The 23,766-nt window shown below is 56.7% G+C and carries 19 protein-coding genes; 2 read left to right on the top strand and 17 right to left on the bottom strand.

Annotation, left to right across the window (positions count from 1 at the left end; genetic code table 11):
• Positions 1 to 155: 155 nt before the first annotated feature.
• From accA to rpsB, 17 genes are all read right to left on the bottom strand, one after another.
• Complete coding sequence (accA, locus tag OXR61_RS08705; protein WP_021507476.1) at positions 156 to 1,115, bottom strand: acetyl-CoA carboxylase carboxyl transferase subunit alpha; 960 nt, start codon at positions 1,113 to 1,115, stop codon at positions 156 to 158.
• Positions 1,116 to 1,127: 12 nt separating this feature from the next.
• Positions 1,128 to 4,610, bottom strand: a complete 3,483-nt coding sequence (gene dnaE / locus OXR61_RS08700; protein WP_021507477.1) for a DNA polymerase III subunit alpha — start codon at positions 4,608 to 4,610, stop codon at positions 1,128 to 1,130.
• 31 nt (positions 4,611 to 4,641) lie between these two features.
• Positions 4,642 to 5,268 (bottom strand): ribonuclease HII, encoded by a 627-nt coding sequence (rnhB, locus tag OXR61_RS08695; protein WP_021507478.1) that lies wholly within the window; start codon positions 5,266 to 5,268, stop codon positions 4,642 to 4,644.
• A complete protein-coding gene (lpxB, locus tag OXR61_RS08690) occupies positions 5,261 to 6,409 on the bottom strand; it encodes a lipid-A-disaccharide synthase (RefSeq protein ID WP_021507479.1) in 1,149 nt (382 codons plus the stop codon). Before lpxB ends, rnhB begins: the two co-directional genes overlap by 8 nt.
• A 3-nt stretch (positions 6,410 to 6,412) precedes the next feature.
• Positions 6,413 to 7,201 (bottom strand): acyl-ACP--UDP-N-acetylglucosamine O-acyltransferase, encoded by a 789-nt coding sequence (lpxA, locus tag OXR61_RS08685; protein WP_021507480.1) that lies wholly within the window; start codon positions 7,199 to 7,201, stop codon positions 6,413 to 6,415.
• A 3-nt stretch (positions 7,202 to 7,204) separates the two neighbouring features.
• Positions 7,205 to 7,660 (bottom strand): 3-hydroxyacyl-ACP dehydratase FabZ, encoded by a 456-nt coding sequence (gene fabZ, locus OXR61_RS08680; protein ID WP_013507953.1) that lies wholly within the window; start codon positions 7,658 to 7,660, stop codon positions 7,205 to 7,207.
• 194 nt (positions 7,661 to 7,854) lie between these two features.
• On the bottom strand, positions 7,855 to 8,880 hold the full coding sequence (gene lpxD, locus OXR61_RS08675; RefSeq protein WP_021507481.1) for a UDP-3-O-(3-hydroxymyristoyl)glucosamine N-acyltransferase: 1,026 nt from the start codon (positions 8,878 to 8,880) through the stop codon (positions 7,855 to 7,857).
• A 3-nt stretch (positions 8,881 to 8,883) separates the two neighbouring features.
• On the bottom strand, positions 8,884 to 9,381 hold the full coding sequence (gene skp, locus OXR61_RS08670) for a molecular chaperone Skp (RefSeq protein WP_021507482.1): 498 nt from the start codon (positions 9,379 to 9,381) through the stop codon (positions 8,884 to 8,886).
• 113 nt (positions 9,382 to 9,494) lie between these two features.
• A complete protein-coding gene (bamA, locus tag OXR61_RS08665) occupies positions 9,495 to 11,906 on the bottom strand; it encodes an outer membrane protein assembly factor BamA (protein WP_021507483.1) in 2,412 nt (803 codons plus the stop codon).
• Positions 11,907 to 11,957: 51 nt separating this feature from the next.
• On the bottom strand, positions 11,958 to 13,307 hold the full coding sequence (rseP, locus tag OXR61_RS08660) for a sigma E protease regulator RseP (protein WP_021507484.1): 1,350 nt from the start codon (positions 13,305 to 13,307) through the stop codon (positions 11,958 to 11,960).
• A 12-nt stretch (positions 13,308 to 13,319) separates the two neighbouring features.
• Entirely contained in the window at positions 13,320 to 14,177 is an 858-nt protein-coding gene (gene cdsA / locus OXR61_RS08655; protein ID WP_021507485.1) for a phosphatidate cytidylyltransferase, read from the bottom strand.
• Positions 14,178 to 14,195: 18 nt separating this feature from the next.
• Positions 14,196 to 14,948: a (2E,6E)-farnesyl-diphosphate-specific ditrans,polycis-undecaprenyl-diphosphate synthase gene (ispU, locus tag OXR61_RS08650; RefSeq protein ID WP_021507486.1), complete on the bottom strand. Its 753-nt coding sequence runs from the start codon at positions 14,946 to 14,948 to the stop codon at positions 14,196 to 14,198.
• 165 nt (positions 14,949 to 15,113) lie between these two features.
• A complete protein-coding gene (gene ispC, locus OXR61_RS08645; RefSeq protein WP_021507487.1) occupies positions 15,114 to 16,316 on the bottom strand; it encodes a 1-deoxy-D-xylulose-5-phosphate reductoisomerase in 1,203 nt (400 codons plus the stop codon).
• Positions 16,317 to 16,431: 115 nt separating this feature from the next.
• Complete coding sequence (frr, locus tag OXR61_RS08640) at positions 16,432 to 16,989, bottom strand: ribosome recycling factor (RefSeq protein ID WP_021507488.1); 558 nt, start codon at positions 16,987 to 16,989, stop codon at positions 16,432 to 16,434.
• 148 nt (positions 16,990 to 17,137) lie between these two features.
• A complete protein-coding gene (gene pyrH / locus OXR61_RS08635) occupies positions 17,138 to 17,863 on the bottom strand; it encodes a UMP kinase (RefSeq protein ID WP_010616191.1) in 726 nt (241 codons plus the stop codon).
• Between the two features lie 153 nt (positions 17,864 to 18,016).
• Positions 18,017 to 18,868: a translation elongation factor Ts gene (gene tsf / locus OXR61_RS08630; RefSeq protein WP_021507489.1), complete on the bottom strand. Its 852-nt coding sequence runs from the start codon at positions 18,866 to 18,868 to the stop codon at positions 18,017 to 18,019.
• A gap of 180 nt (positions 18,869 to 19,048) precedes the next feature.
• Complete coding sequence (gene rpsB, locus OXR61_RS08625; RefSeq protein ID WP_031279692.1) at positions 19,049 to 19,768, bottom strand: 30S ribosomal protein S2; 720 nt, start codon at positions 19,766 to 19,768, stop codon at positions 19,049 to 19,051.
• A gap of 317 nt (positions 19,769 to 20,085) precedes the next feature.
• On the opposite strand from rpsB, the gene map reads away from it, so the two are divergent.
• Positions 20,086 to 20,880, top strand: a complete 795-nt coding sequence (gene map / locus OXR61_RS08620; RefSeq protein WP_021507491.1) for a type I methionyl aminopeptidase — start codon at positions 20,086 to 20,088, stop codon at positions 20,878 to 20,880.
• A 196-nt stretch (positions 20,881 to 21,076) separates the two neighbouring features.
• Positions 21,077 to 23,731, top strand: a complete 2,655-nt coding sequence (glnD, locus tag OXR61_RS08615; protein WP_021507492.1) for a bifunctional uridylyltransferase/uridylyl-removing protein GlnD — start codon at positions 21,077 to 21,079, stop codon at positions 23,729 to 23,731.
• Positions 23,732 to 23,766: the final 35 nt, after the last annotated feature.

Genomic DNA, 23,766 nt, shown 5'->3' with positions numbered 1-23,766 from the left:
TTGTTGGCCTGATGTTTGTCAGCGATGCATCTCAGGTCGCCATGAATGGCGACCCTACAGGATTACTACCCGGTTTTTCCCAGGGTGCGCATTGAGGTACAAACAGGCATAAAAAAAGCGGACCGGGGTCCGCTTCTGTGAAGGCTTTTCGGCGCTTACGCGTAGCCGTAGCTCATCAGGCGCTGATAGCGGCGGTTGAGCAGCTCTTCCGTGCTCAGCACATCGAGATCGGCCAGATCGGCCAGCAGCTGCTGCTTGAGCGCTGCCGCCATGTCCACCGGATGACGGTGCGCGCCGCCCAGCGGTTCCGGGATGATCGAATCGATCAGCTTCAGCTCTTTCAGACGCCCGGCGGTGATGCCCATCGCTTCTGCGGCCAGTGGCGCTTTGTCGGCGCTCTTCCACAGAATTGACGCACAGCCTTCCGGTGAGATCACCGAATAGGTGCTGTACTGCAGCATATTCACTTTATCGCCAACGCCAATCGCCAGCGCGCCGCCGGAGCCGCCTTCGCCGATCACGGTACAGATCACCGGGATCTTCAGGCCTGACATCTCGCGCAGGTTGCGGGCAATCGCTTCAGACTGACCGCGCTCTTCCGCGCCCACGCCCGGATAGGCACCCGGCGTGTCGATGAAGGTGATCAGCGGCATCTTAAAGCGCTCGGCCATCTCCATCAGACGCAGTGCTTTACGGTAGCCCTCGGGTGCTGGCATACCGAAGTTACGCCGGATTTTCTCTTTGGTTTCGCGGCCTTTCTGATGGCCAATGACCATCACCGGACGCCCATCCAGACGAGCGATGCCGCCGACAATGGCTTTATCATCGGCATAGGCGCGGTCACCGGCCAGCTCGTCAAAATCGTCAAACGCATTGCGGACATAGTCCAGCGTATAAGGACGCAGCGGATGGCGCGCCAGCTGCGCAACCTGCCATGCACCCAAATCGGAGAAGATTTTACGGGTCAGCTCGACGCTTTTCTCGCGCAGACGCTGCACTTCTTCATCCAGATTAATATCGTGTTTCTCATCCGAACGACCAATCGATTTCAGCGAGTCGATTTTCGCTTCCAGTTCAGCGATTGGCTGTTCAAAATCCAGGTAATTAAGACTCATAATGTTCCTGTTTTAGTCAAACTCCAGTTCCACCTGCTCCGACCCTACTAACGACCGCAAATCGTTGAGTAAACGATCGCTGGGCGAAATACGCCACGCTGCACCAAAGCGCAGCTTCGCCCGCGCATCTGCTCTCTGATAATAGAGATGCACCGGAATGGTCCCGGAGCGATGAGGCTCCAGAGACTGGCGGAGACGGTTTAAAAGCTGGTCATCAATTTGCCTGTCCGTCAGCGAGATAGCAAGTCCGCGCGCGTATTTTTCCCGCGCTTCGTCGATGTCCATGACTTCCCGGGCGGTCATTTTAAGCCCACCGCTAAAGTCATCAAAGCTGACCTGTCCACTGACGATCAGGATACGGTCTTTCTCCAGCAGCTGCTGGTATTTATCTAACGCATCGGTAAATAACATCACCTCAAGACGGCCAGAGCGGTCGTCAAGAGTACAGATACCAATTCGGTTGCCGCGCTTGGTGACCATGACGCGGGCGGCAATCACCAGCCCGGCCGCAACGGTCACTTTACCACGTTCTGTTGGATGCATGTCTTTCAGGCGCATGCCGCCAACGTAGCGCTCAATTTCTTTAAGATACTGATTGATCGGATGACCGGTGAGATACAGACCGAGCGTCTCACGCTCGCCGTCCAGCTGCACCTGTTCCGGCCACGGCGTAATGGCCGCGTAAGATTGCTCAACCTGCTCGGGCTCTTCCGCCAGCACGCCGAACATATCCGCCTGTCCCGTCGCTTCGGCTTTGGCATGCTGATCCGCCGCCTTCAGGGCGTCACCCAGCGCGCTCATCAGCGCCGCGCGGTGCGGGCCAAGACGATCGAACGCGCCGGACATGATCAGTTTTTCCATCACGCGACGGTTGATCTTTTTGGTGTCGGTGCGTGCGCAGAGATCAAACAGCTCTTTAAAGTAGCCGCCCTGATTACGCGCTTCGAGGATCGCTTCGATCGGCCCCTCACCCACGCCTTTGATGGCGCCGATGCCGTACACGATCTCCCCGTCATCGTTGACGTGGAACGGATAGAGCCCGGAGTTAATGTCTGGCGGCAGCACTTTCAGCCCCATGCGCCAGCACTCATCCACCAGTCCAACCACCTTCTCGGTGTTATCCATATCGGCGGTCATCACCGCCGCCATGAACTCGGCCGGATAGTGCGCTTTCAGCCACAGCGTTTGATAGGAGACCAGCGCATAAGCAGCAGAGTGCGACTTGTTAAAGCCGTAGCCTGCGAACTTCTCCACCAGATCGAAGATTTTCATCGACAGTTCGCCGTTGATGCCCATCTTCTCAGCACCGTCCTGGAACACCGAACGCTGCTTGGCCATCTCCTCCGGCTTCTTTTTACCCATGGCACGACGCAGCATATCCGCGCCGCCCAGCGTATAGCCGGACAATACCTGGGCAATCTGCATCACCTGTTCCTGATAGAGGATGATGCCGTAGGTCGGCTCCAGCACCGGCTTCAGGCTCTCATGCTGCCACTGAATGTCCGGGTAGGAGATGGCTTCACGGCCGTGCTTACGGTCAATAAAGTTATCGACCATGCCCGACTGCAGCGGCCCCGGACGGAACAGCGCCACCAGTGCGATCATATCTTCGAAGCAGTCCGGCTTCAGGCGCTTGATCAGATCTTTCATGCCGCGCGATTCAAGCTGGAACACCGCGGTGGTTTCCGAGCGTTGCAGCATGTCGAAGCTTTTTTTGTCATCCAGCGGGATGGCAGCGATATCGATTGGCGGTAACCCCTGCTTTTCGCGCCGCGGATTGATCATCTTCAGCGCCCAGTCGATGATGGTCAGCGTGCGCAGGCCGAGGAAGTCAAACTTCACCAGTCCGGCGTATTCCACGTCGTTTTTATCGAACTGGGTGACCGGGAACTGGCCGTTCTCATCGCAGTACAGCGGCGCAAAATCGGTGATTTTGGTCGGCGCAATGACCACGCCACCGGCGTGCTTGCCGGCGTTACGCGTGACCCCTTCCAGCTTGCGCGCCATGTCGATCAGCGCTTTGACCTCTTCGTCAGCTTCGTAGATCTCCGGCAGCTGCGGTTCCGCCTGGAACGCTTTTTCCAGCGTCATGCCCGGATCCGGCGGGATCAGTTTTGAGATGCGATCAACAAAGCCGTACGGATGACCCAGCACCCGGCCGACGTCACGAATCACCGCTTTCGCCGCCATGGTACCAAAGGTGATAATCTGCGACACCGCATCGCGGCCGTACATCTCAGCCACGTGATCGATCACCTGGTCACGTTTTTCCATGCAGAAGTCGACGTCGAAGTCGGGCATCGAGACACGTTCCGGGTTAAGGAAACGTTCGAACAGCAGGTCAAACTCCAGCGGATCGAGATCGGTAATTTTCAGCGCGTAGGCCACCAGCGAACCGGCGCCGGAACCACGCCCCGGCCCGACCGGAATGCCGTTGTCCTTCGACCACTGGATAAACTCCATCACGATCAGGAAGTAGCCGGGGAAACCCATCTGGTTAATGACGTTGAGCTCGATGTCGAGACGCTCGTCATACTCCGGCCGGCGTTCGGCACGCACCTGCTCATCCGGGAAGAGAAACGCCAGGCGCTCCTCCAGCCCTTCGCGCGACTTCATCACCAGGAAATCTTCGGTCGACATGTCGCCGGTCGGGAACTGCGGCAGGAAATATTCGCCGAGGCGCACCGTGACGTTACAACGCTTAGCAATCTCTACGCTGTTTTCCAGCGCTTCCGGGATGTCCGAGAACAGCTCGCACATCTCCTCTTCGCTGCGCATATATTGCTGAGGACTGTAGTTGCGCGGACGTTTAGGATCGTCCAGCGTGTAGCCGTCGTGAATCGCCACGCGGATTTCATGGGCATCAAAATCTTCTTCATTGAGGAAGCAGACTTCATTGGTGGCCACCACCGGCACCGATTCAGCAATCGCCAGCTCAACCGCGGCGTGCAGATAGGCCTCTTCGTCTGGCCGGCCGGTACGCGTCAGTTCCAGATAGTAGCGGTTAGGGAAATGCTGCTGATAGAAACTCAGGCACTGCGCCACCAGCGCGCTATTGCCGCGCAGCAGGCTGCGACCGACGTCGCCGCGCCGTCCGCCCGACAGCAGAATCAACCCTTCGCCCAGCTCCAGTAGCCAGTCGCGATCAATAATCGGTCCGGCGATACCGTAACCGCGCTGGTAAGCGCGCGAAATCAGCAGCGTCAGATTCTGGTAACCGGTGTTATTAGCGGCCAGCACGGTGAGCTGCGTCAGCTCATCGCCCATCAAATCGCTGGCCACCTGGAAGTCAGCCCCGACGATCGGTTTGATACCGGCGCTGTGCGCGCTGCCATAAAAGCGCACCAGCCCGCACAGGTTGGTGTAGTCGGTGATGGCAATGGCTGGCATGCCGAGCGCGGCCGCCTTTTTTACCAGCGGCCCGGTCTTGGCCAGACCATCAACCATGGAGTAATCGCTGTGTACGCGCAGATGTATAAAACGAGGTTCAGCCATATCAGTTTCCGGTTAAAACAGCGTCAGGCTATTAAAGCGTAGTCGGCTGGCGCGCGGCCAGCACATCAGCATCAATCAGGGCGTTACGCACCGGCGCAAAGCTGCGGCGGTGGTGAGGTGTGGCACCAAACTGCGTCAGTTTTTCCATGTGCAGCGCGGTCGGATAGCCTTTGTGCTGGGCGAAACCGTACTGCGGAAACAGCAGGTCCAGCTCGGCCATTTCACGGTCGCGCGTGACTTTGGCGATGATCGAGGCGGCGCTGATTTCCCGCACCAGACTATCGCCCTTCACCACTGCCTGCGACGGCATCGGCAGCGCCGGACAGCGGTTGCCATCAATCAGGACAAAATCCGGTGCAATATGCAGACCGGCAACCGCGCGCTGCATCGCCAGCATGGTGGCGTGCAGGATGTTCAGCTGATCAATCTCTTCCGGTTCAGCGCGGCCCAGGCTCCACGCCAGCGCTTTCTCTTTGATCTCATCAAACAGCGCAAGGCGGCGCTTTTCAGACAGCTTTTTGGAATCCGCCAGGCCGGCAATCGGCAGCGCCGGATCGAGGATCACGGCGGCGGTCACCACGGCACCGACCAGCGGGCCACGTCCGACTTCATCAACGCCGGCAATCAGCCGGGCGTCAGGATAGATAAATTCAGCCATTGGCAATCTCCAGTACCGCATCCGCCGCCTGTTCGTCGGCGTTCCAGCGAATCTGCTGATGCAATTGGGTGAAAGTGGCCAGCAGCGCATCACGCTCCGGACCGGCATGCAGCAGCGGCTCCAGCGCCGCGGCTAACGCTGCAGGCTGGCACTCCTCCTGCAGCAGCTCCTGCACCAGCTCACGGCCGGCCAGCAGGTTAGGCAGCGAAACGTACGGGGTTTTCACCAGCCGCTTCGCCAGCCAGAAGGTGAACGGCTTCATACGATAGCCCACCACCATCGGGCATTTCGCCAGCATGCACTCCAGCGCTGCAGTGCCGGAAGCCAGAATCGCTGCGTCGCTGGCGATCATCGCCTGGCGCCCTTTGCCATCCAGCAGGTGCATTGGCAATTCCGGCGCGACGCTGGCTTTGATCTGCTCGAACTGCGCGCGCCGCTTCGCGTTAACCAGCGGCACCACGATCTCCAGCGCCGGATAGCGCTGGCGCAGCAGCTGTGCAGCGCGCAGGAAATCGGCGCTGAGCATCTCCACTTCCGCGCCGCGGCTGCCCGGTAGCAGGCCAAGGCACAGCGCATTATCAGCAATGCCTAATTCACGCCGCGCGGCCAGTTTGTCCGGCTGCAGCGGCATCGCATCGGCCATGGTGTGCCCGATGAAGCGGCACGGCACGTTGTAGCGATCGTAAAACGCTTTTTCAAAAGGCAGAAACGCCAGCACCAGATCGGTGTTGCGGCCAATTTTGAACACGCGCTTTTGTCGCCAGGCCCACACGGAGGGACTGACGTAATGAATGGTGCGAATGCCGGCACGCTTGAGGTTGCCTTCCAGCGTGATGTTGAAATCCGGGGCATCGATGCCGACGAAAACATCCGGCCGCAGCTCGGTAAAGCGCTGGGTTAAATCCTTGCGGATGTGCAGCAAACGGCGCAGGCGGCCAAGCACCTCAACGATGCCCATTACCGCCAGCTCTTCCATCTCGTACCAGGCTTCGCAGCCTTCGGCCTGCATCAGCGGACCGGCAACGCCAACGAAGCGCGCGTCAGGATGGCGCGCTTTCAGCGCACGAATCAATCCGGCACCAAGAATATCGCCGGAGGTTTCTCCGGCGACCAGGGCAATCGTTAAGGGACGCACTGACATGAATTAACGAATCAATCCACGGGTAGAACGGGCAAAGAAGTCGTAGAAAGGCTGCACTTCGCTATGAAGTTTGGCCAGTTCTTCGATCTCCGGCTTCACTTCATCCAGCGTTTTACCGCTGCGGTACAGCAGCTTGTACGCGTTACGAATGGCGTGCAGTGCTTCTTTGCTGAAGCCACGACGCTTCAGGCCTTCGATATTGACACCGAACGGCGTGGCATGGTTGCCCTGCGCAATCACGTACGGCGGCACGTCCTGCGCGACGCCGGAACAACCGCCTACCATCACGTGGGCACCAATGGTGCACCACTGGTGCACCGCCGTCACGCCGCCGATGATGGCAAAATCATCCACGGTAACGTGGCCGCCCAGCGTTACGTTGTTGGCCAGAATACAGCGATTGCCGATCACGCAGTCATGAGCAATGTGCGCATTGACCATCAGCAGGTTGTCACTGCCGACTTTGGTCAGGCCGCCACCCTGCGTGGTGCCACGATGAATGGTGACGCTCTCGCGGATGCGGTTGCGATCGCCGACTTCAACGCGGGTCGGTTCACCGGCATATTTCAGATCCTGATTCACTTCGCCAATCGAAACGAACTGGTAGATCTGGTTATCTTTACCGATACGCGTGTGGCCATTCACCACCACGTGCGATTTCAGCACCGTGCCTTCGCCAATTTCCACGTTCGCTCCGACAACACAAAACGGACCGATTTGGACGTTGGCGCCGATCACCGCACCTTCTTCAATAATGGACGTTGGATGGATGCTGGCGGTTGAATCAATCACTAATTATGCCTCCCGGCTACGGGCACACATCATGGTCGCTTCACAGACAATCTTACCGTCTACGGTTGCCACGCCTTTGAAGCGCGTCAGGCCACGGCGGGTCTTCTCGAAGGTGACTTCCATGATCATCTGGTCGCCCGGCACTACCGGACGCTTGAAACGGGCTTCGTCGATACCGGCGAAATAGTACAGCTCGCCCGGCTCCAGTTTTCCAACGCTTTTAAACGCCAGAATACCGGTCGCCTGCGCCATCGCTTCCAGGATCAGTACGCCTGGGAAAATCGGTTTACCAGGGAAGTGTCCCTGGAAAAACGGTTCATTAACAGAAACGTTCTTTACCGCACGCAGGTATTTATGCTCTTCAAATTCCAGCACGCGGTCAACCAGCAAAAACGGGTAGCGGTGCGGCAGCAGTTCTAAAATCTCTTCAATTTTCAGAGTATGCGTTTCAGTTGTCAAAATACTCTTCCTGTCCTAAAAAATCTGATGGCAACAATAACACGGCCTGCACCGATCAAAATGATCTTTCGCAGGCCGCAAATCAGTTCAGTGGCGTTTCGCTTACCATGATACCTGCTGCCGCACTCTGGTTAACCCCGAGGTGAAAGAAGGTACGCTGCTTTATTATGAAAGCGGGTAGAGCCGGGATGTGCTCAGTCGTCTTTGCCGACCTTGCGTTCGATGGCTTTTAAGCGTTTGCTCATGTCATCGATGTTCATCACCAGCGCTGCCGTTTTACGCCAGGTTTTGTTGGGTTGCAGCGGGATACCCGATGAGTATACCCCAGGCTCTGTGATGGGACGCATGACCATGCCCATGCCGGTTACCGTCACTTTGTCACAGATTTCCATATGGCCGTTAATGACGCTGGCTCCGCCAATCATACAGTAACGCCCAATCTTCAGACTACCCGCCATGATCACACCACCGGCAACCGCGGTGTTATCACCAATCACGACGTTATGCGCAATCTGACACTGGTTGTCTATGATAACACCATTGCCGATCAGAGTGTTATCCAGCGCACCGCGATCGATCGTGGTACAGGCACCAATTTCTACCCGATCGCCAATCACCACGGTGCCCAGCTGAGGAATTTTCACCCAGTTGCCGCGGTCGTTAGCATAACCGAAACCATCGGCACCAATCACGGTGCCAGACTGAATCAGACAATCCTGACCAATCTGGATCTCATGATAAACCGTAACGTTGGCCCACAAACGGGAACCACGGCCAATGCGCGTGCGCTTGCCGACAAAGCAGCCGGCGCCAATCACCACGTCATCACCCAACTCAACGCCGGACTCGATGACCGCGTTAGCGCCCACCGAGACATTGTTCCCCAGCTTCGCGCTCGGATCAATCACGGCGCTGGGCGCGATATTTTGCGCGGGCTGCGGCGTGGTGTCCAGCAGTTGTGCCATGCGGGCATAAGTCAGGTAAGGGTTTTTCACCACCAGCGCGGCGGTTTTACACCACTCCAGATCCGCTTCCGTCAGCACCACGGCTGAGGCCTGAACCTGTGCGAGCTGCTCGCGGTAGCGGCTGTTGGCAAGAAAAGTGATTTGACCAGGGGTGGCGGATTGCATAGAAGCAATGCCGGAGATGGCGATATCGCCATCTCCGTGCAATTCTGCATCCAACTGCTGGGCTAAATCAGCCAGTCGAATTGATGACATCGATTATTTAACCTGTTTCAGCACGTCAGCAGTAATGTCTTTCGCGTTAGAAGCATAGGCAACGGCATTGGCGTCGATTACCACGTCATACCCTTCGCTGTCCGCCACTTTCTTCACTGCGTCCTGAATACGGCTCAGCAGTTTGTTACGCTCTTCCATCTGACGACGGCGGTTATCCTGATCGAAAGCCTGCGCTTTCGTCGAGAATGCTTCGCGCTGTGACATGATGTCTTTTTCCATGCGGCTGCGGTCGCTGGCCTTCATGGTTGAACCATCACGCTGCAGTTTCTGCATTTTAGTCTGCAGATCGCGCTCCTGGCTCTGCAGCTCAGTAGCACGGCCCTTGAATTCGTTTTCCAGCTGTTTAGCAACGGTCGCACGTTGCGGTAACTGTTGGAAAATGCTGGACACGTTTACCACTGCAATTTTGTCAGCAGCCTGAACGCCCGCGGAAACCGCTAAAGCAAGACCCAGACCTGCGGCACACAACAACTTTTTCACTATAAACTCCTTACCATCAACGTTTGTGTCAGCGACACAGTGTTGGCATCGTCCGGCTCCCGTCTGGCGCCGGCGCGATGCCGTACTACGACTCTGCTTCCGTGCTCAGAACCTTACCAGGTTTTACCGATGTTAAACTGGAACTGTTCTGCTTTGTCTCCCTCGACTTTCTTCACTGGCTGTGCGTAGGAGAACACCAGTGGTCCAAGTGGCGACATCCACTGCAGCGCAAGACCGGCAGAGACGCGAATGTTGTTCGGGTCGCTGTAGTCCGGAATGCCCGCCGCGCGGGTTTCCGCGGTGTTCTGCCACTTGGTATCCCAGACGGTACCGGCATCCATAAATACCGAGGTACGTACTGAGTTTGCATATTTCTCGCTCAGGAACGGCGTTGGCGTAATCAGCTCAAGGCTGGCAATCGCCATGGCGTTACCGCCCACCGCATCGTCAGACTTACAGATGCCGTCCGGATCGGTCAGATTACAGCTCGACGAGCGATCGTTCAGGTAAGCGGCTTTCGGACCAATGGTGTTGGACTGGAAGCCACGCACGGTACTGGAACCGCCGGCGTAGAAGTTCTCATAGAACGGCATCTCTTTGCCACCGAGTCCGTCACCGTAGCCAACACGGCCACGACCCAGCACCACCCAGGTGCCATCACGGTTCAGCGGCACGTACTGCTGGGTGTCCAGCGTCGCTTTATAGAACGAGTTATCCGAGCCCGGAATGGTCACTTTACCGTTCAGGTTGGTACGGTTACCGCGCGTCGGGAAGAAACCACGATCGAGCGTGTTGTACGTCCAGCCGTAGTTGAAGGTGAAGTCATCCGCAGAGAAATCACCGTCATCATTCAGCCCCTGATGACGCCCCACCGAGTCAAGGTAACGCCACATCGCCACCTGCGGACGCATGTTGGACAGGTCGTTGTGCACATAACCTAAGCCGACGCGCAGCGTGTTGTTTTCGTTAACCGGGAAGCCGAGCGTCCCGTCCACACCGTAACTTTTGTTGGTGTAGTCGGAGAGATCAGCATCATCCGCTTTAAAGTCGTTGTAGAAGAGGCGGCCGCCGAGGCTCACACCGTCCACCGTGAAGTACGGATCGGTGAGTGAGAATTCTGCGTAGGTCTGGTAGTCGTTCTTGGTACCGCTGATGCCGACGGTATTACCGGTGCCGAGCCAGTTCTCCTGGGTCACGCCAACCTGGAAGCTGACGCCACTCTCCGTACCGTAACCCACACCAAAGTTGAAGGTACCGGTGTTACGCTCTTTGACTTTGTAAACCACGTCAACCTGGTCTGGCGAGCCCGGAACGCGCTGGGTATCAACGTCCACGGTTTCGAAGTAACCGGTACGGTTCAGGCGCTCTTTGCCCTGATCGACGAGGTCGCTGCCCAGCCATGCGCCTTCCATCTGACGCATTTCGCGGCGCAGTACGGCATCTTTCGAAGTATCGTTACCTTCAAAACGCACTTTACGCACGTAGTAACGGTTACCGGCATCAACGTTGATGTGCAGCTTAACGGTTTTATCCGCATCGTTGATTTCCGGCTGCGTCACCACGCGTGGATAGGCGTAGCCATAACGGCCCAGCAGCTTCTTGATGTCATCTTCCATCTGGGTGACTTTGGTGCCGTTATACAGCTCACCGTTAGGAATCTGCGTCAGGTGCTCAATTTCCGCCGAGTGGCCCGCCATGCTGCCGTTGACGATCACGCCGGCAATCTTGTACTGATCGCCTTCAGTGATGTTGACGGTGATGTAGATGCCTTTCTTGTCCGGCGTCAGGCTCACCTGCGTGGAATCAATATTGAAACGCGCATAACCGCGATCCAGATAGAAGCTGCGCAGGGTTTCGAGATCGCCCGCCAGTTTCTGTTTCTGGTATTTACGATCGCCCACCACGTTCCACCACGGCACTTCATCGCGCAGCTGGAAGCGGGAGATCAGTTCGTCTGAGCTGAACGCTTTGTTGCCGACAATGTTGATCTGCTGGATCTTGGCCGATACGCCTTCCTGGAAGACGAATTTCAGATCGACACGGTTACGCGGCAGCGGCGTCGCGATGGCTTTGACGCTGGCGGTATATTTACCGACGCTGTAGTAAAAGTCCTCCAGCCCCTTCTCGATGGAAGAGAGCGTGGTGCGGTCAAGCGCTTCGCCGACGCGCACACCGGAGGCCTCAAGGTTCTCCTTCAGCTGATCCTCTTTCACCGCTTTGTTACCGGAGAAGGTGATGCTGGCAATGGTCGGACGTTCCTTCACCTGAACAATCAGGGTGGTGCCGTCACGCAGAACCTGGACATCTTCAAAGTTACCGGTAGCGAACAGTGAGCGAATGGTGTTTCTGATGTCATCATCATTCACCGTATCACCGACGCGTACCGGCATGCTGAGCAGAGCCGCGCCGACGGCGACTCGCTGTAGACCTTCGAAATGAATGTCCTTCACTACGAAATCGTCTGCACCGTAAACGGTGGCGCTGCTAAACAGCAGCGACGCTATGAGCAACTTTTTCATCGCCATCGTTGTTATGCGTTTTCCTAACACATCCCGCGCCTGTCTGCGTTCCAGCGATTACAGACGAGAGAAATCATTGAAAAGTGCAAGCCCCATTAAAAGCACCAGCAGAATTGAGCCGATACGATAACTGAAGTCCTGAACTCGCTCGGACACTGGTCCACCTTTGATCTTTTCGATCGCCAGAAAGAGCAAATGCCCACCATCTAAAACCGGCAGAGGGAACAGATTGATGATCCCTAAGTTGACACTAATCAGCGCGAGGAACATCAGGTAGTAAATCACCCCGTATTCGGCTGATAACCCGGCACCCTGCGCAATCGAAATTGGCCCGCTCAGGTTATTCAGCTTGACGTCCCCGGTTATCAACTTGCCCAGCATCGAAACCGTCAGCTTCATCAGTTGCCAGGTTTTGACACCGGCTTCACCGATAGCGGCAAAAGGCCCGTACTGTTTTACCGTTTTGTACTCATCCGGCAGCGGGATCACGCGCGGTATCACCCCCGCAAAACCTTCCGCTGCATTGCCCGGCTTGGCTTCCGGCGTTAGCGTCAGCGTTAACGGTTCACCGTTACGTTCGACTTCCAGCGCCATGTTTTTGCCGGGGTTATCCCGAACCTGAGCCGCAAAAACCTGCCATTGCGTTAATGGCTGACCATCGACTTTAACGATCCTGTCGCCGGCTTGCAAACCGGCAGCACTTGCCGGTGAACGCGCCTGCACTTCTGCCAGCGTGGTTTCAATTTGCGGCCCGCGCGGTCGAATACCTAAAGCGACCACCGGGTCCTGTTTGTCCGGTTCAAATTGCCAGTCGCGCAGATCCAGCTGCTTCTGCTGCGTCGCCTGCTGACCAAACTGCGACACGGTCAGCGTGGCGTTGCTGTCACCGATCTTGCCGATCAGCGCCAGGCGCACAGCATCCCAGTCAGGCGTTTCGATACCGTCAACCGCTTTAAGTTCCATACCGGAGGTAATTTGCGCTTCGGCCGCGACGGAACCGTTCACTATTTCGCCGACGACCGGACGCACACCCGGTACGCCATGGATGAAAACCACCCAGTAAGCGAATACGGCAAAGATGAAATTAGCGATGGGACCGGCGGCAATGATTGAAGCACGCTGCAGCACGGTTTTATTGTTGAAGGCCTGATGACGTAGCTCTGCCGGCACGCTCTCGACGCGCTCATCCAGCATTTTGACGTAGCCACCGAGCGGAATCAGCGCAATCACATATTCCGTGCCCTGACGATCGGTACGGCGCCACAGCGCTTTACCGAAGCCGATCGAGAAGCGTTCTACTTTGACACCGCAGCGACGCGCCACCCAGAAGTGGCCGAACTCGTGCACGGTAATCAGCACGCCGAGCGCCACGATAAAGGCGACAAAACTCCAGAGTATGCTCAACATTGTCGCTTATCCTCAGAGGGTGCGGAACACCAGCAGCAGCAGGCAGGCAAAAACCGGCACGGCAGCTGTCAGGCTATCAATGCGATCGAGGATACCACCGTGGCCCGGAATCAGGTTACCGCTGTCTTTGATACCGGCTTCACGTTTGAACATACTTTCGGTCAGATCGCCCAGCACCGAGGCCAGCGTGGCAATCACCGCACAGATAATCAGCGTGCCCGGCGCCACCGACAGCGGCGCCAGCAGCGCAAACAGCCAGGCGATAATCGCGGAAGAGAGCAATCCGCCAAAGAAGCCTTCCCAGGTTTTGCCCGGTGAAACCTTCGGTGCCAGCTTGTGCTTGCCAAACAGACGACCAAACATGTAGGCGCCGGAATCCGCGCCCCAGACGAGGAACATTACGAACAGCAGCCACCAGGCGCCGGCGAAGTGATCGGTATCGTAGTGATACTGACGCAGCGCCATCATGCCCCAGAAGAACGGCACCACGGTCAGCACGCCAAACAGCAGGCGCAGCGGACGCGATGCGCGCCACAGCGCAGCCGAGGCCGGATAGAACAGCACGAGAAACAGCGCGACAATCCACCAGCCCAGCGAGGCCCAGAGCGAGCTCTCCATCTGAAGCTGGTGCAGATTGCGTTGATAGGGTTGCAGGGTGAAGAGCATCACCGCCAGCAGCAGGCCGCACAGCACCGCCAGCCAGATACGCTGCTGACGCGTCGCCATACCCGCCAGCTGCCCCCACTCCCAGGCGGCAAGCATGCAGATGATGATGGTGGTAATCGCAAAACCGGACAGCGGCAACCAAAACAGAGCAGCGATCACCAGCGGAATCAGAATAAACGCGGTGATCAGACGAGACTTCAGCAAAGGTTACCCCCAGGTTGCTCAGGCGCCGCCTGGTGCAGCGCCGCCATAGCGTCGCTCCCGCAGAGAGAATGCATTCAGTGCACCTTCAAAAACGTGTTCATCAAAATCAGGCCAGAGAACATCGGTAAACCAAAACTCAGCATAGGCGATCTGCCACAGCAGGAAGTTGCTGATCCGATGCTCTCCCCCGGTCCTTATCACTAAATCCACCGGCGCTTGCTCCTGCATACACAGATGCGGAGCCAGACTTTCTTCAGTTATCTGGTCAGGACGTAGCAGTCCTTCCTGAACCTGTTCAGCCAGTTTTTTTACACCCTGGATAATATCCCAACGGCCGCCATAGTTGGCAGCAATGTTGAGGGTGAGTCCATCATTTTGCTGAGTCAGTTCCTCGGCGCGGCGAATGCGTTCCTGAATGCGGTTATTGAAACGGCTGATATCACCAATAATGCGCAGACGCACATTGTGCTTGTGCAGGCTTTTGACTTCGCTGTCGAGCGCCCAGACAAACAATTCCATTAAGGCCGTCACTTCCTGTACCGGTCGGCTCCAGTTTTCACTGCTGAACGCATAGAGCGTGAGCGCTTCCAGCTTGTTGCTGACCGCAAAGCTGACGGCCCGGCGTACTGATTTTACCCCGGCTTTGTGGCCTGAAATACGCAGTTTGCCCTGATTTTTTGCCCAGCGACCATTACCATCCATAATGATGGCCACGTGACGTGGCGTGCAGTACGACCCGTCATCGATTGTATTGTGATTGTTGGACGACATAACGCGTAATAATTCCTTTCATCAGAAATGCTGTAGTTTCTGAATACATTGCGCCTGCGGCAAACGCCGGTAACCTCACCGGATGACATCGAAACAATGTCGGGCCGTAAAACGCGAGCGAGCGACTATACCATTTTCACCCTGAGCGAACAAATAGCGCCACCATCAACCGGCTAAACGAAAGCGCGGCAGCAACGCCGTAGCCCGCACGCGTGCGATCCGATCAATCTCCATCACGTCATCCACGCTGCCCGGCTCCTGACACTGCAGGGTTGCCAGCACTTCACTGTTGATGGCCGCGATATCGGTAAAGCGAATCTGATGCTGCAGAAATGCCGCTACCGCGACTTCATTGGCTGCGTTCAGCGTGGTGGTGGCCGCCTGTCCGGTTGCGCATGCATCGATTGCCAGCTTCAGGCAGGGATAGCGTGCGTAGTCCGGCTCAGCAAACGTCAGCGCCTTCATTCGGGTAAAATCAAGCGGCGTTACGCCTGCGGTAATACGTGCCGGCCAGGCCATGCTGTGGGCGATTGGCGTGCGCATATCGGGTGAACCCAGCTGTGCCAGCACGCTACCGTCGCAGTATCGCACCATGGAGTGAATCACCGACTGCGGATGCAGGATGACTTCCATTTGTGCGTCGGTGGCGTTGAACAGCCAGCGGGCTTCAATGTATTCAAGACCTTTATTCATCATGGTGGCCGAATCAACGGAGATTTTACGCCCCATTGACCAGTTCGGATGCGCACAGGCCTGATCTGGCGTCATAGCAGCCAGCTCGGCTAATGGCGTGTCACGAAAAGGGCCACCCGATCCCGTAAGGAGAATCGACTCGATGCCATTCTCCCGCAGATCAGCGTACCCCAACTGATGCTGTATGGAAGCGGGCAAACTCTGAAAAATGGCGTTGTGCTCGCTGTCGACCGGCAGCAGCTGCGCCTGATGCTGGCGTACCGCCTCCATAAACAAACGGCCGCATGTGACAAGCGATTCTTTATTGGCAAGCAGGACGGTTTTGCCGGCGCGAATGGCGGCCAGCGTCGGTTGTAAGCCGGAAGCGCCCACAATGGCGGCCATTACCTGATCGACCTCATCCAGTGCGGCCAGTTCGCAGGCGGCCTGAACGCCGGAGAGCACTTCCGTATCGATGTTGAGTGCTTTCAGTCGTTCACGCAGCGCCGCAGCGGAAGCGTCGTCGGACATCGCCGCGTAGCGCGGTTTAAATTGCTGACACTGTTCGGCCATCAGCGCCACATTTTGACCTGCCACCAGCGCAGTCACCTGATAGCGTTCAGGATGCGCCGCCACTACCGCCAGCGTGCTGGTGCCAATTGAGCCGGTCGAACCCAGCAGAGTTAATCGCTTCATGGTGCTGTCCCTGTGAAGTCGTGGTGCGCGCCCGCGCGTACGCCGGGCACAATGTAAAACGCCGCCAGAGTCGTACTACGTCTCTGAACGGCGTTTTGTCAGGCAAATGACGGAATCAGAATTCCATAAGTTCCTTCTCTTTCTCGGCCAGCGCCGCATCAACGTGCTTGATGCGAACGTCGGTCATTTTCTGGATCTCGTCCTGCGAGCGACGTTCGTCGTCTTCGCTGATCTCTTTGTCTTTCAGCAGCGCCTTGATCTTGTCGTTCGCGTCACGGCGCACGTTGCGCACGGAAACACGGCCCTGCTCGGCTTCGCCACGCACAACCTTGATCAGATCTTTACGACGCTCTTCGGTCAGCGCAGGCAGTGGAACACGAATGTCGCTACCGGCTGAGCTTGGGTTGAGGCCGAGGTCAGAAGCCATGATGGCTTTCTCGACTGCCGGACCCATTGAGCGATCGAACACGTTGATTTTCAGCGTGCGTGAATCTTCAACGGTGACGCTGGCCAGCTGACGCAGCGGCGTTGGCGTACCGTAATATTCCACAACGATGCCGTCGAGCAGTGAAGGCGAAGCACGACCGGTGCGCACTTTGCTGATGGTGTTTTTGAATGCTTCCACGCATTTGTCCATGCGCGTTTCAGCATCTTTTTTAATATCGTTAATCACGTTGAAACCCTTGGATTCGGTTTGACCTGGCCACTTCCGGACGCAGCGGAACGGAAACGGTATCGATAAACATCGATCATCCTGAATGCTGCGCGACAGCAGTGCAGCGCGCCAACAGAATATACCTTATTTTATCCTGCGTCGGGTATTAATGCGTAATCAGGGTGCCTTCTTTTTCACCCATCACTACGCGACGCAGCGCGCCAGGCTTGTTCATATTGAAGACGCGGATCGGCAGTTGATGGTCGCGCGCCAGCGTAAAGGCGGCCAGATCCATCACTTTCAGCTCTTTTTCCAGCACTTCACCGTAGGTCAGCTGTTCATACAGCGTGGCATCCGGATTTTTCACCGGGTCGGCTGAGTAGACGCCGTCGACCTTGGTAGCTTTCAGTACCACGTCCGCTTCGATTTCGATGCCGCGCAGGCAGGCCGCTGAGTCGGTGGTAAAGAACGGGTTGCCGGTACCGGCAGAGAAGATCACCACGCGGTTATTACGCAGCAGGCTGATGGCTTCTGCCCAGCTGTAGTTATCACACACGCCGTTCAGCGGAATCGCCGACATCAGGCGCGCGTTGACGTACGCACGATGCAGTGCGTCACGCATTGCCAGGCCGTTCATCACGGTCGCCAGCATCCCCATGTGGTCGCCGACCACGCGGTTCATACCTGCCTGCGCCAGACCCGCGCCACGGAACAGGTTACCGCCACCAATTACCACACCCACCTGAATGCCCAGCTCAACCAGCTCTTTCACCTCTTGCGCCATACGGTCAAGCACGCTCGCGTCGATACCAAAACCTTCGGCACCCTGCAGTGCTTCGCCGCTCAGTTTCAGTAAGATACGTTGATATACAGGTTTTGCGTTGGTCGCCATGGTCAATTCTTCCTGGAAGATAAGATGAATGAGAAGTTAAATCTGATCGATCATCCGCTTAGCGCGTGAGAAAAGCTATTGGGATGAGACTGAAAATTGCTGCGCCAAAACGCAGACAAAAAAGAACCGCCTCTCGGCGGTTCCTGCAAACCATTAAGACTGTTTGGACATGGCAGCAACTTCGGCTGCAAAGTCAGACTCGACTTTCTCAATGCCTTCGCCCACTTCGAAGCGGATGAAGTTGATCACGTCAGCGCCCTGCTCTTTCAGCGCCTGGCCAACAGTTTTGCTTGGGTCGATAACGAAAGCCTGACCGGTCAGAGAGACTTCGCCGGTGAATTTCTTCATGCGGCCTTCAACCATCTTCTCTGCGATCTCTTTTGGCTTGCCAGACTGCATCGCGATGTCCAGCTGAACCTGGTACTCTTTCTCAACCACATCAGCAGAAACGTCTTCTGGTTTAACGAATTCAGGCTTGCTCGCTGCTACGTGCATCGCGATCTGTTTGATCAGATCTTCGTTAGCGCCTTTCGCTGAAACCAGAACGCCGATACGCGCGCCGTGCAGGTAGCTACCCAGCTCTGCGCCTTCGAGGACAGCAACACGACGGATGTTGATGTTCTCACCGATTTTCGCAACCAGTGCCACGCGCTCTTCTTCGAACTGCGCTTTCAGAACTTCCACATCAGTCACTTTACCGGCAGCAGCAGCATCCAGCACTTTGTCAGCAAAGGCCTGGAAACCGGCATCTTTTGCTACGAAGTCAGTCTGGCAGTTCACTTCCAGAATCACGCCATAGTCGCCAGCGATTTTGGTTTTGATCACGCCGTCAGCAGCCACGTTGCCTGCTTTCTTAGCAGCTTTGATCGCACCAGACTTACGCATGTTCTCGATCGCCAGCTCAATGTCGCCGTTCGCTTCGGTCAGCGCTTTTTTGCAGTCCATCATGCCTGCGCCAGTACGCTCGCGCAGTTCTTTTACCAGTGCAGCGGTAATTTCAGCCATTCCAGAATCCTCGATTCGTCTCGCAGTGCTTTCACACTGTCAGAAACTTGTTGCGGAAAATTTACTTGCCCCGCCAGCCCGAACAGGGTGCGTGACTAAGTGAGATAAATAAAGGGGCCTTCACGGCCCCTTAACAGATCACATCTGATGTCTAAGGGCTCTCAGAAAGAGCGAACCTTATTAAGCTTCAGCAGCTTCTTCAGCCTGCTCAGCCAGGTCCTGTGAACGGCCTTCGCGCACGGTAGTGGCAACGGCAGTCAGGTACAGGCTTACAGCACGGATCGCATCGTCGTTACCTGGGATAACGAAATCAACGCCGTCTGGATCAGAGTTAGTATCAACGATAGCAAATACCGGGATACCCAGGTTGTTTGCTTCTTTGATTGCGATGTGTTCGTGGTCAGCGTCAACAACGAACAGTGCATCCGGCAGACCGCCCATATCTTTGATACCGCCCAGGCTGTTTTCCAGCTTGGCCAGCTCACGAGCACGCATCAGTGCTTCTTTCTTGGTCAGTTTGTCGAAAGTACCGTCCTGAGACTGAGTTTCCAGATCTTTCAGGCGTTTGATTGACTGACGAACGGTTTTCCAGTTGGTCAGCATACCACCCAGCCAGCGGTGGTTAACGAAGAACTGGTCGCAGCTCAGTGCAGACTCTTTTACCGCTTCGGCAGCAGCGCGCTTGGTACCAACAAACAGAATCTTACCTTTACGGGAAGAGATCTTGTTCAGCTCAGCCAGGGCTTCGTTGAACATTGGTACGGTTTTCTCAAGGTTGATGATGTGAACTTTGTTACGCGCACCGAAAATGAATGGCTTCATTTTTGGGTTCCAGTAACGGGTCTGGTGACCGAAGTGAACACCAGCCTTGAGCATGTCGCGCATGGAAACAGTTGCCATGATTACCTCTAAAAGTTTGTTTGGGGTTGGGCCTCCATGTATCCCATACAACCGACCTCTTACGAGGCACCCCGGCGTACGTGTCGATACATGTGTGTTTTAGTACACATAATGAGATTTATGCGTTTCCTGCCCTCTCATACGAGGTGACAGAGAATCGTCGGCGCGCTTTATACCACAATGCGCAGGAATACGCCAACAGTTGTTAGCATGAGCGGCAGGCTGTAATCCCGATTTGGCAGCCCATTTGCTGACTGCTAACATGACTGCCACAGAACTCATTATTGTCGAAAATTGCGGCAATTGCGGATTATTTAATGGCCATTTCAATCAAAACCCCAGAAGAAATCGAAAAAATGCGCGTGGCGGGCCGTCTGGCTGCAGAAGTGCTGGAGATGATCGCTCCACACGTCGTGCCGGGCGTCACCACCGGCGAGCTCGACCGTCTGTGCCACCAGCACATCACCGAAAAGCAGCAGGCCATTTCAGCCTGTCTCGGCTACCACGGTTTCCCGAAATCAGTGTGTATTTCGGTCAACGAAGTGGTATGTCACGGTATTCCCAGCGACGATCGCGTGCTGAAAGACGGGGATATCGTTAACGTCGACGTCACGGTGATCAAAGATGAGTACCATGGCGATACGTCAAAGATGTTCATCGTCGGCAAACCGACGATTCAGGGTGAGCGCCTGTGCCGGGTTACGCAGGAGAGCCTGTACATTGCGCTGCGTCTGGTGAAGCCGGGCATTCGCCTGCGTGAACTGGGCCGGGCGATTCAGAAATACGTGGAAGCACAGGATTTTTCCGTGGTTCGCGAGTATTGCGGACACGGCATCGGTAAAGGCTTCCATGAAGAGCCGCAGGTGCTGCATTACGATGCCGACGACAGCGGCGTGGTGCTGCAGGCTGGCATGACATTTACCGTCGAACCGATGGTAAACGCCGGTGATTATCGCATCCGCACCATGAAAGATGGCTGGACGGTGAAAACCAAAGATCGCAGCTTGTCCGCACAGTATGAGCATACTATTGTGGTGACGGAAAACGGCTGTGAAATCCTGACGCTGCGCGCAGACGACACTATTCCAGCGGTGCTGGAAAACAACGCGTAACGCTCGTCATCAGGATAACAGGCCGGCTCAAAACGAACGCCTGTCAGTTTAGGTTCACCCATCCCTGCACCTCCCGTAGCGGCGCCATCAGTTGCGCGTTAACCCGCGCCGCTACTGCGGTGATGTCACGGACGGTGGCTAACTGAACGGCATCACGGCGTTAAGCCCGCTTTTATGGCGCAGAAGAGGCATGTTGATGAGTGGTAGCGTGACCGAAGCAGTACACAAAGGCCTGACCGATTCCCCCGCCAGCTGGCCAGACGACGCGCTGACGCGCGACAAACTCAAACAGTATCTTGAACAGTTTCAGCAGCATCTGGGCAGCGCTTTTGACGCCGGCAGCGATATCGAATCGCTGATTGATGCGCGCACGCTGTTTATCGATCGCCTGCTGCGCCGGCTATGGCGACTGTTTGGCTTTGACCAGATGAAAGAGATCGCGCTGGTGGCGGTGGGCGGCTATGGCCGCGGTGAGCTGCATCCGCTGTCGGACATCGACGTGCTGATCCTGAGCCGTCAGCCACTGGACGAAGCTGCCGCGCAGCGCACCTCAGAATTGCTGACGCTGATGTGGGATCTCAAGCTGGAGGTCGGCCACAGCGTACGCACGCTGGAGGAGTGTCTGCTGGAGGGCTTGTCGGATCTCACCGTCGCCACCAATCTGATTGAGTCGCGCATGCTGACCGGCGACGTGGCGCTGTTTCTCGAACTGCAAAAGAATATCTTCAGCGACGGTTTCTGGCCGTCGTCACGCTTCTTCGCTGCCAAAATTGAGGAACAGCTGGAACGCCATCAGCGTTATCACGGTACCAGCTACAACCTCGAACCGGATATCAAAAGCAGCCCGGGCGGGCTGCGCGACATTCATACTCTGCAGTGGGTCGCGCGCCGCCACTTTGGCGCCACCACCATGGATGAGATGGTCGGCTTTGGCTTTCTCACTGAAGCCGAACGCAATGAGATTAATGAGTGCCAGGAATTTCTCTGGCGCATCCGTTTCGCGCTGCACCTGACGCTGCCGCGCTACGATAACCGCTTACTGTTCGATCGTCAGCTCAACGTGGCACAGCGCCTCAACTATGGCGGCGAAGGCAATGAGCCGGTTGAGCGCATGATGAAAGATTTCTATCGCGTCACGCGCCGTATCGGCGAGCTGAACCAGATGCTGCTGCAGCTGTTTGACGAAGCCATTCTGGCGCTGTCGACCACCGAGAAGCCGCGCAGCATCGATGAGGATTTTCAGCTGCGCGGTAATCTGATTGACCTGCGCGATCCCACGCTGTTTGAGCGCGAGCCGCAGGCGATTCTGCGCATGTTTTACGTGATGGTGCGTAACGAAACCATCACCGGCATCTATTCCACCACGCTGCGCCAGCTGCGCTACGCCCGCCGTCATCTGCAACAGCCGCTGTGTCAGATCCCCGAAGCGCGCCGCACCTTTATGGCGATTCTGCGCCATCCAGGCGCGGTAAAGCGCGCGCTGCTGCCGATGCATCGCCACAGCGTACTGTGGGCCTATACGCCGCTGTGGGGCAACATTGTCGGCCAGATGCAGTTCGACCTGTTCCACGCCTACACCGTGGATGAGCACACCATCCGCGTGTTGCAGAAGCTGGAAAGTTTTGCCGACGAAGCCACGCGCCCGATGCACCCGCTGTGCGTCGAGCTGTGGCCGCGTCTGCCGCAGCCGGAGCTGCTGCTGATGGCCGCGCTGCTGCACGATATCGCCAAAGGGCGCGGTGGTGACCACTCGATTCTCGGCGCGCAGGACGCGCTGGACTTTGCTGAGCTGCATGGCCTCAATTCGCGCGAAATGCAGCTGGTGGCCTGGCTGGTGCGTCATCACCTGCTGATGTCGGTGACTGCTCAGCGTCGCGACATTCAGGACCCCACGGTGATTCAGCAGTTTGCTGAAGTGATGCAAAATGAAAACCGGCTGCGCTATCTGGCCTGCCTGACGGTTGCCGACATCTGTGCCACCAATGAAAGCCTGTGGAACAGCTGGAAACAGAGCCTGCTACGTGAGCTGTTCTTCGCCACCGAAAAACAGCTGCGCCGCGGTATGGAGAACAGCCCGGATCTGCGCGAGCGCGTGCGTCATCACCGGCTGCAGGCGCTGGCGCTGCTGCGCATGGAAAATCTCAACGAAGAGCGCCTGCATCATATCTGGAGCCGCTGCCGCGCCGACTACTTCCTGCGCCATACGCCCAACCAGCTGGCGTGGCACGCGCGGCATCTGATCAACCATGACCTTAGCAAACCGCTGGTGCTGGTAAGCCCGCAGGCCACGCGCGGCGGCACCGAGATATTCATCTGGAGCCCGGATCGCCCTTACCTGTTTGCCGCCGTAGCCGGAGAGCTCGACCGCCGTAATCTGAGCGTGCACGATGCGCAGATCTTTACCAGCCGCGACGGCATGGCCATGGACACCTTTATTGTGCTGGAGCCGGACGGCAGTCCGCTGGCAGCGGATCGTCATCCGCTGATTATTCAGGCGCTGGAGCAGGCGATCACCCAAACGCAGTGGGTGCCACCGCGTACGCGCCGGCCGTCGTCACGTCTGAAACACTTCAGCGTCGATACCGAAGTCAACTTTTTGCCCACCCATACCGACCGCCGCAGCTATCTGGAGCTGGTGGCGCTGGACCAGCCCGGTTTGCTGGCGCGCGTCGGCGAAGTGTTTGCTGACCTCGGTGTTTCGCTGCACGGCGCCCGCATCAGTACCATCGGCGAACGGGTGGAGGATTTGTTCATCCTTGCCAACAGCGAACGACGTGCGCTGGATGCCGAAATGCGCTCCGTGCTGCAACAACGGTTGACAGAGGTACTTAATCCAAACGATAAAATGTGACCCGGCTTCCATTCTTCACGTTGCCGATGCATTGG

It is taken from the genome of Pantoea sp. GM_Pan_4 (assembly GCF_026541005.1).
Taxonomy (GTDB): domain Bacteria; phylum Pseudomonadota; class Gammaproteobacteria; order Enterobacterales; family Enterobacteriaceae; genus Pantoea; species Pantoea dispersa.
The sequence above is the reverse complement of the archived record's forward strand: the minus strand, read 5'-3'. Positions and strand labels throughout refer to the sequence as shown.

Excerpts from the sequence above, each read along its gene's own strand:
- accA (WP_021507476.1), bottom strand. The coding sequence starts at position 1,115 with ATGAGTCTTAATTACCTGGATTTTGAACAGCCAATCGCTGAACTGGAA.
- dnaE (WP_021507477.1), bottom strand. The coding sequence starts at position 4,610 with ATGGCTGAACCTCGTTTTATACATCTGCGCGTACACAGCGATTACTCC.
- rnhB (WP_021507478.1), bottom strand. The coding sequence starts at position 5,268 with ATGGCTGAATTTATCTATCCTGACGCCCGGCTGATTGCCGGCGTTGAT.
- lpxB (WP_021507479.1), bottom strand. The coding sequence starts at position 6,409 with ATGTCAGTGCGTCCCTTAACGATTGCCCTGGTCGCCGGAGAAACCTCC.
- lpxD (WP_021507481.1), bottom strand. The coding sequence starts at position 8,880 with ATGTCATCAATTCGACTGGCTGATTTAGCCCAGCAGTTGGATGCAGAA.
- bamA (WP_021507483.1), bottom strand. The coding sequence starts at position 11,906 with ATGGCGATGAAAAAGTTGCTCATAGCGTCGCTGCTGTTTAGCAGCGCC.
- rseP (WP_021507484.1), bottom strand. The coding sequence starts at position 13,307 with ATGTTGAGCATACTCTGGAGTTTTGTCGCCTTTATCGTGGCGCTCGGC.
- ispU (WP_021507486.1), bottom strand. The coding sequence starts at position 14,948 with ATGTCGTCCAACAATCACAATACAATCGATGACGGGTCGTACTGCACG.
- ispC (WP_021507487.1), bottom strand. The coding sequence starts at position 16,316 with ATGAAGCGATTAACTCTGCTGGGTTCGACCGGCTCAATTGGCACCAGC.
- pyrH (WP_010616191.1), bottom strand. The coding sequence starts at position 17,863 with ATGGCGACCAACGCAAAACCTGTATATCAACGTATCTTACTGAAACTG.
- tsf (WP_021507489.1), bottom strand. The coding sequence starts at position 18,868 with ATGGCTGAAATTACCGCTGCACTGGTAAAAGAACTGCGCGAGCGTACT.
- rpsB (WP_031279692.1), bottom strand. The coding sequence starts at position 19,768 with ATGGCAACTGTTTCCATGCGCGACATGCTCAAGGCTGGTGTTCACTTC.
- map (WP_021507491.1), top strand. The coding sequence starts at position 20,086 with ATGGCCATTTCAATCAAAACCCCAGAAGAAATCGAAAAAATGCGCGTG.
- glnD (WP_021507492.1), top strand. The coding sequence starts at position 21,077 with ATGAGTGGTAGCGTGACCGAAGCAGTACACAAAGGCCTGACCGATTCC.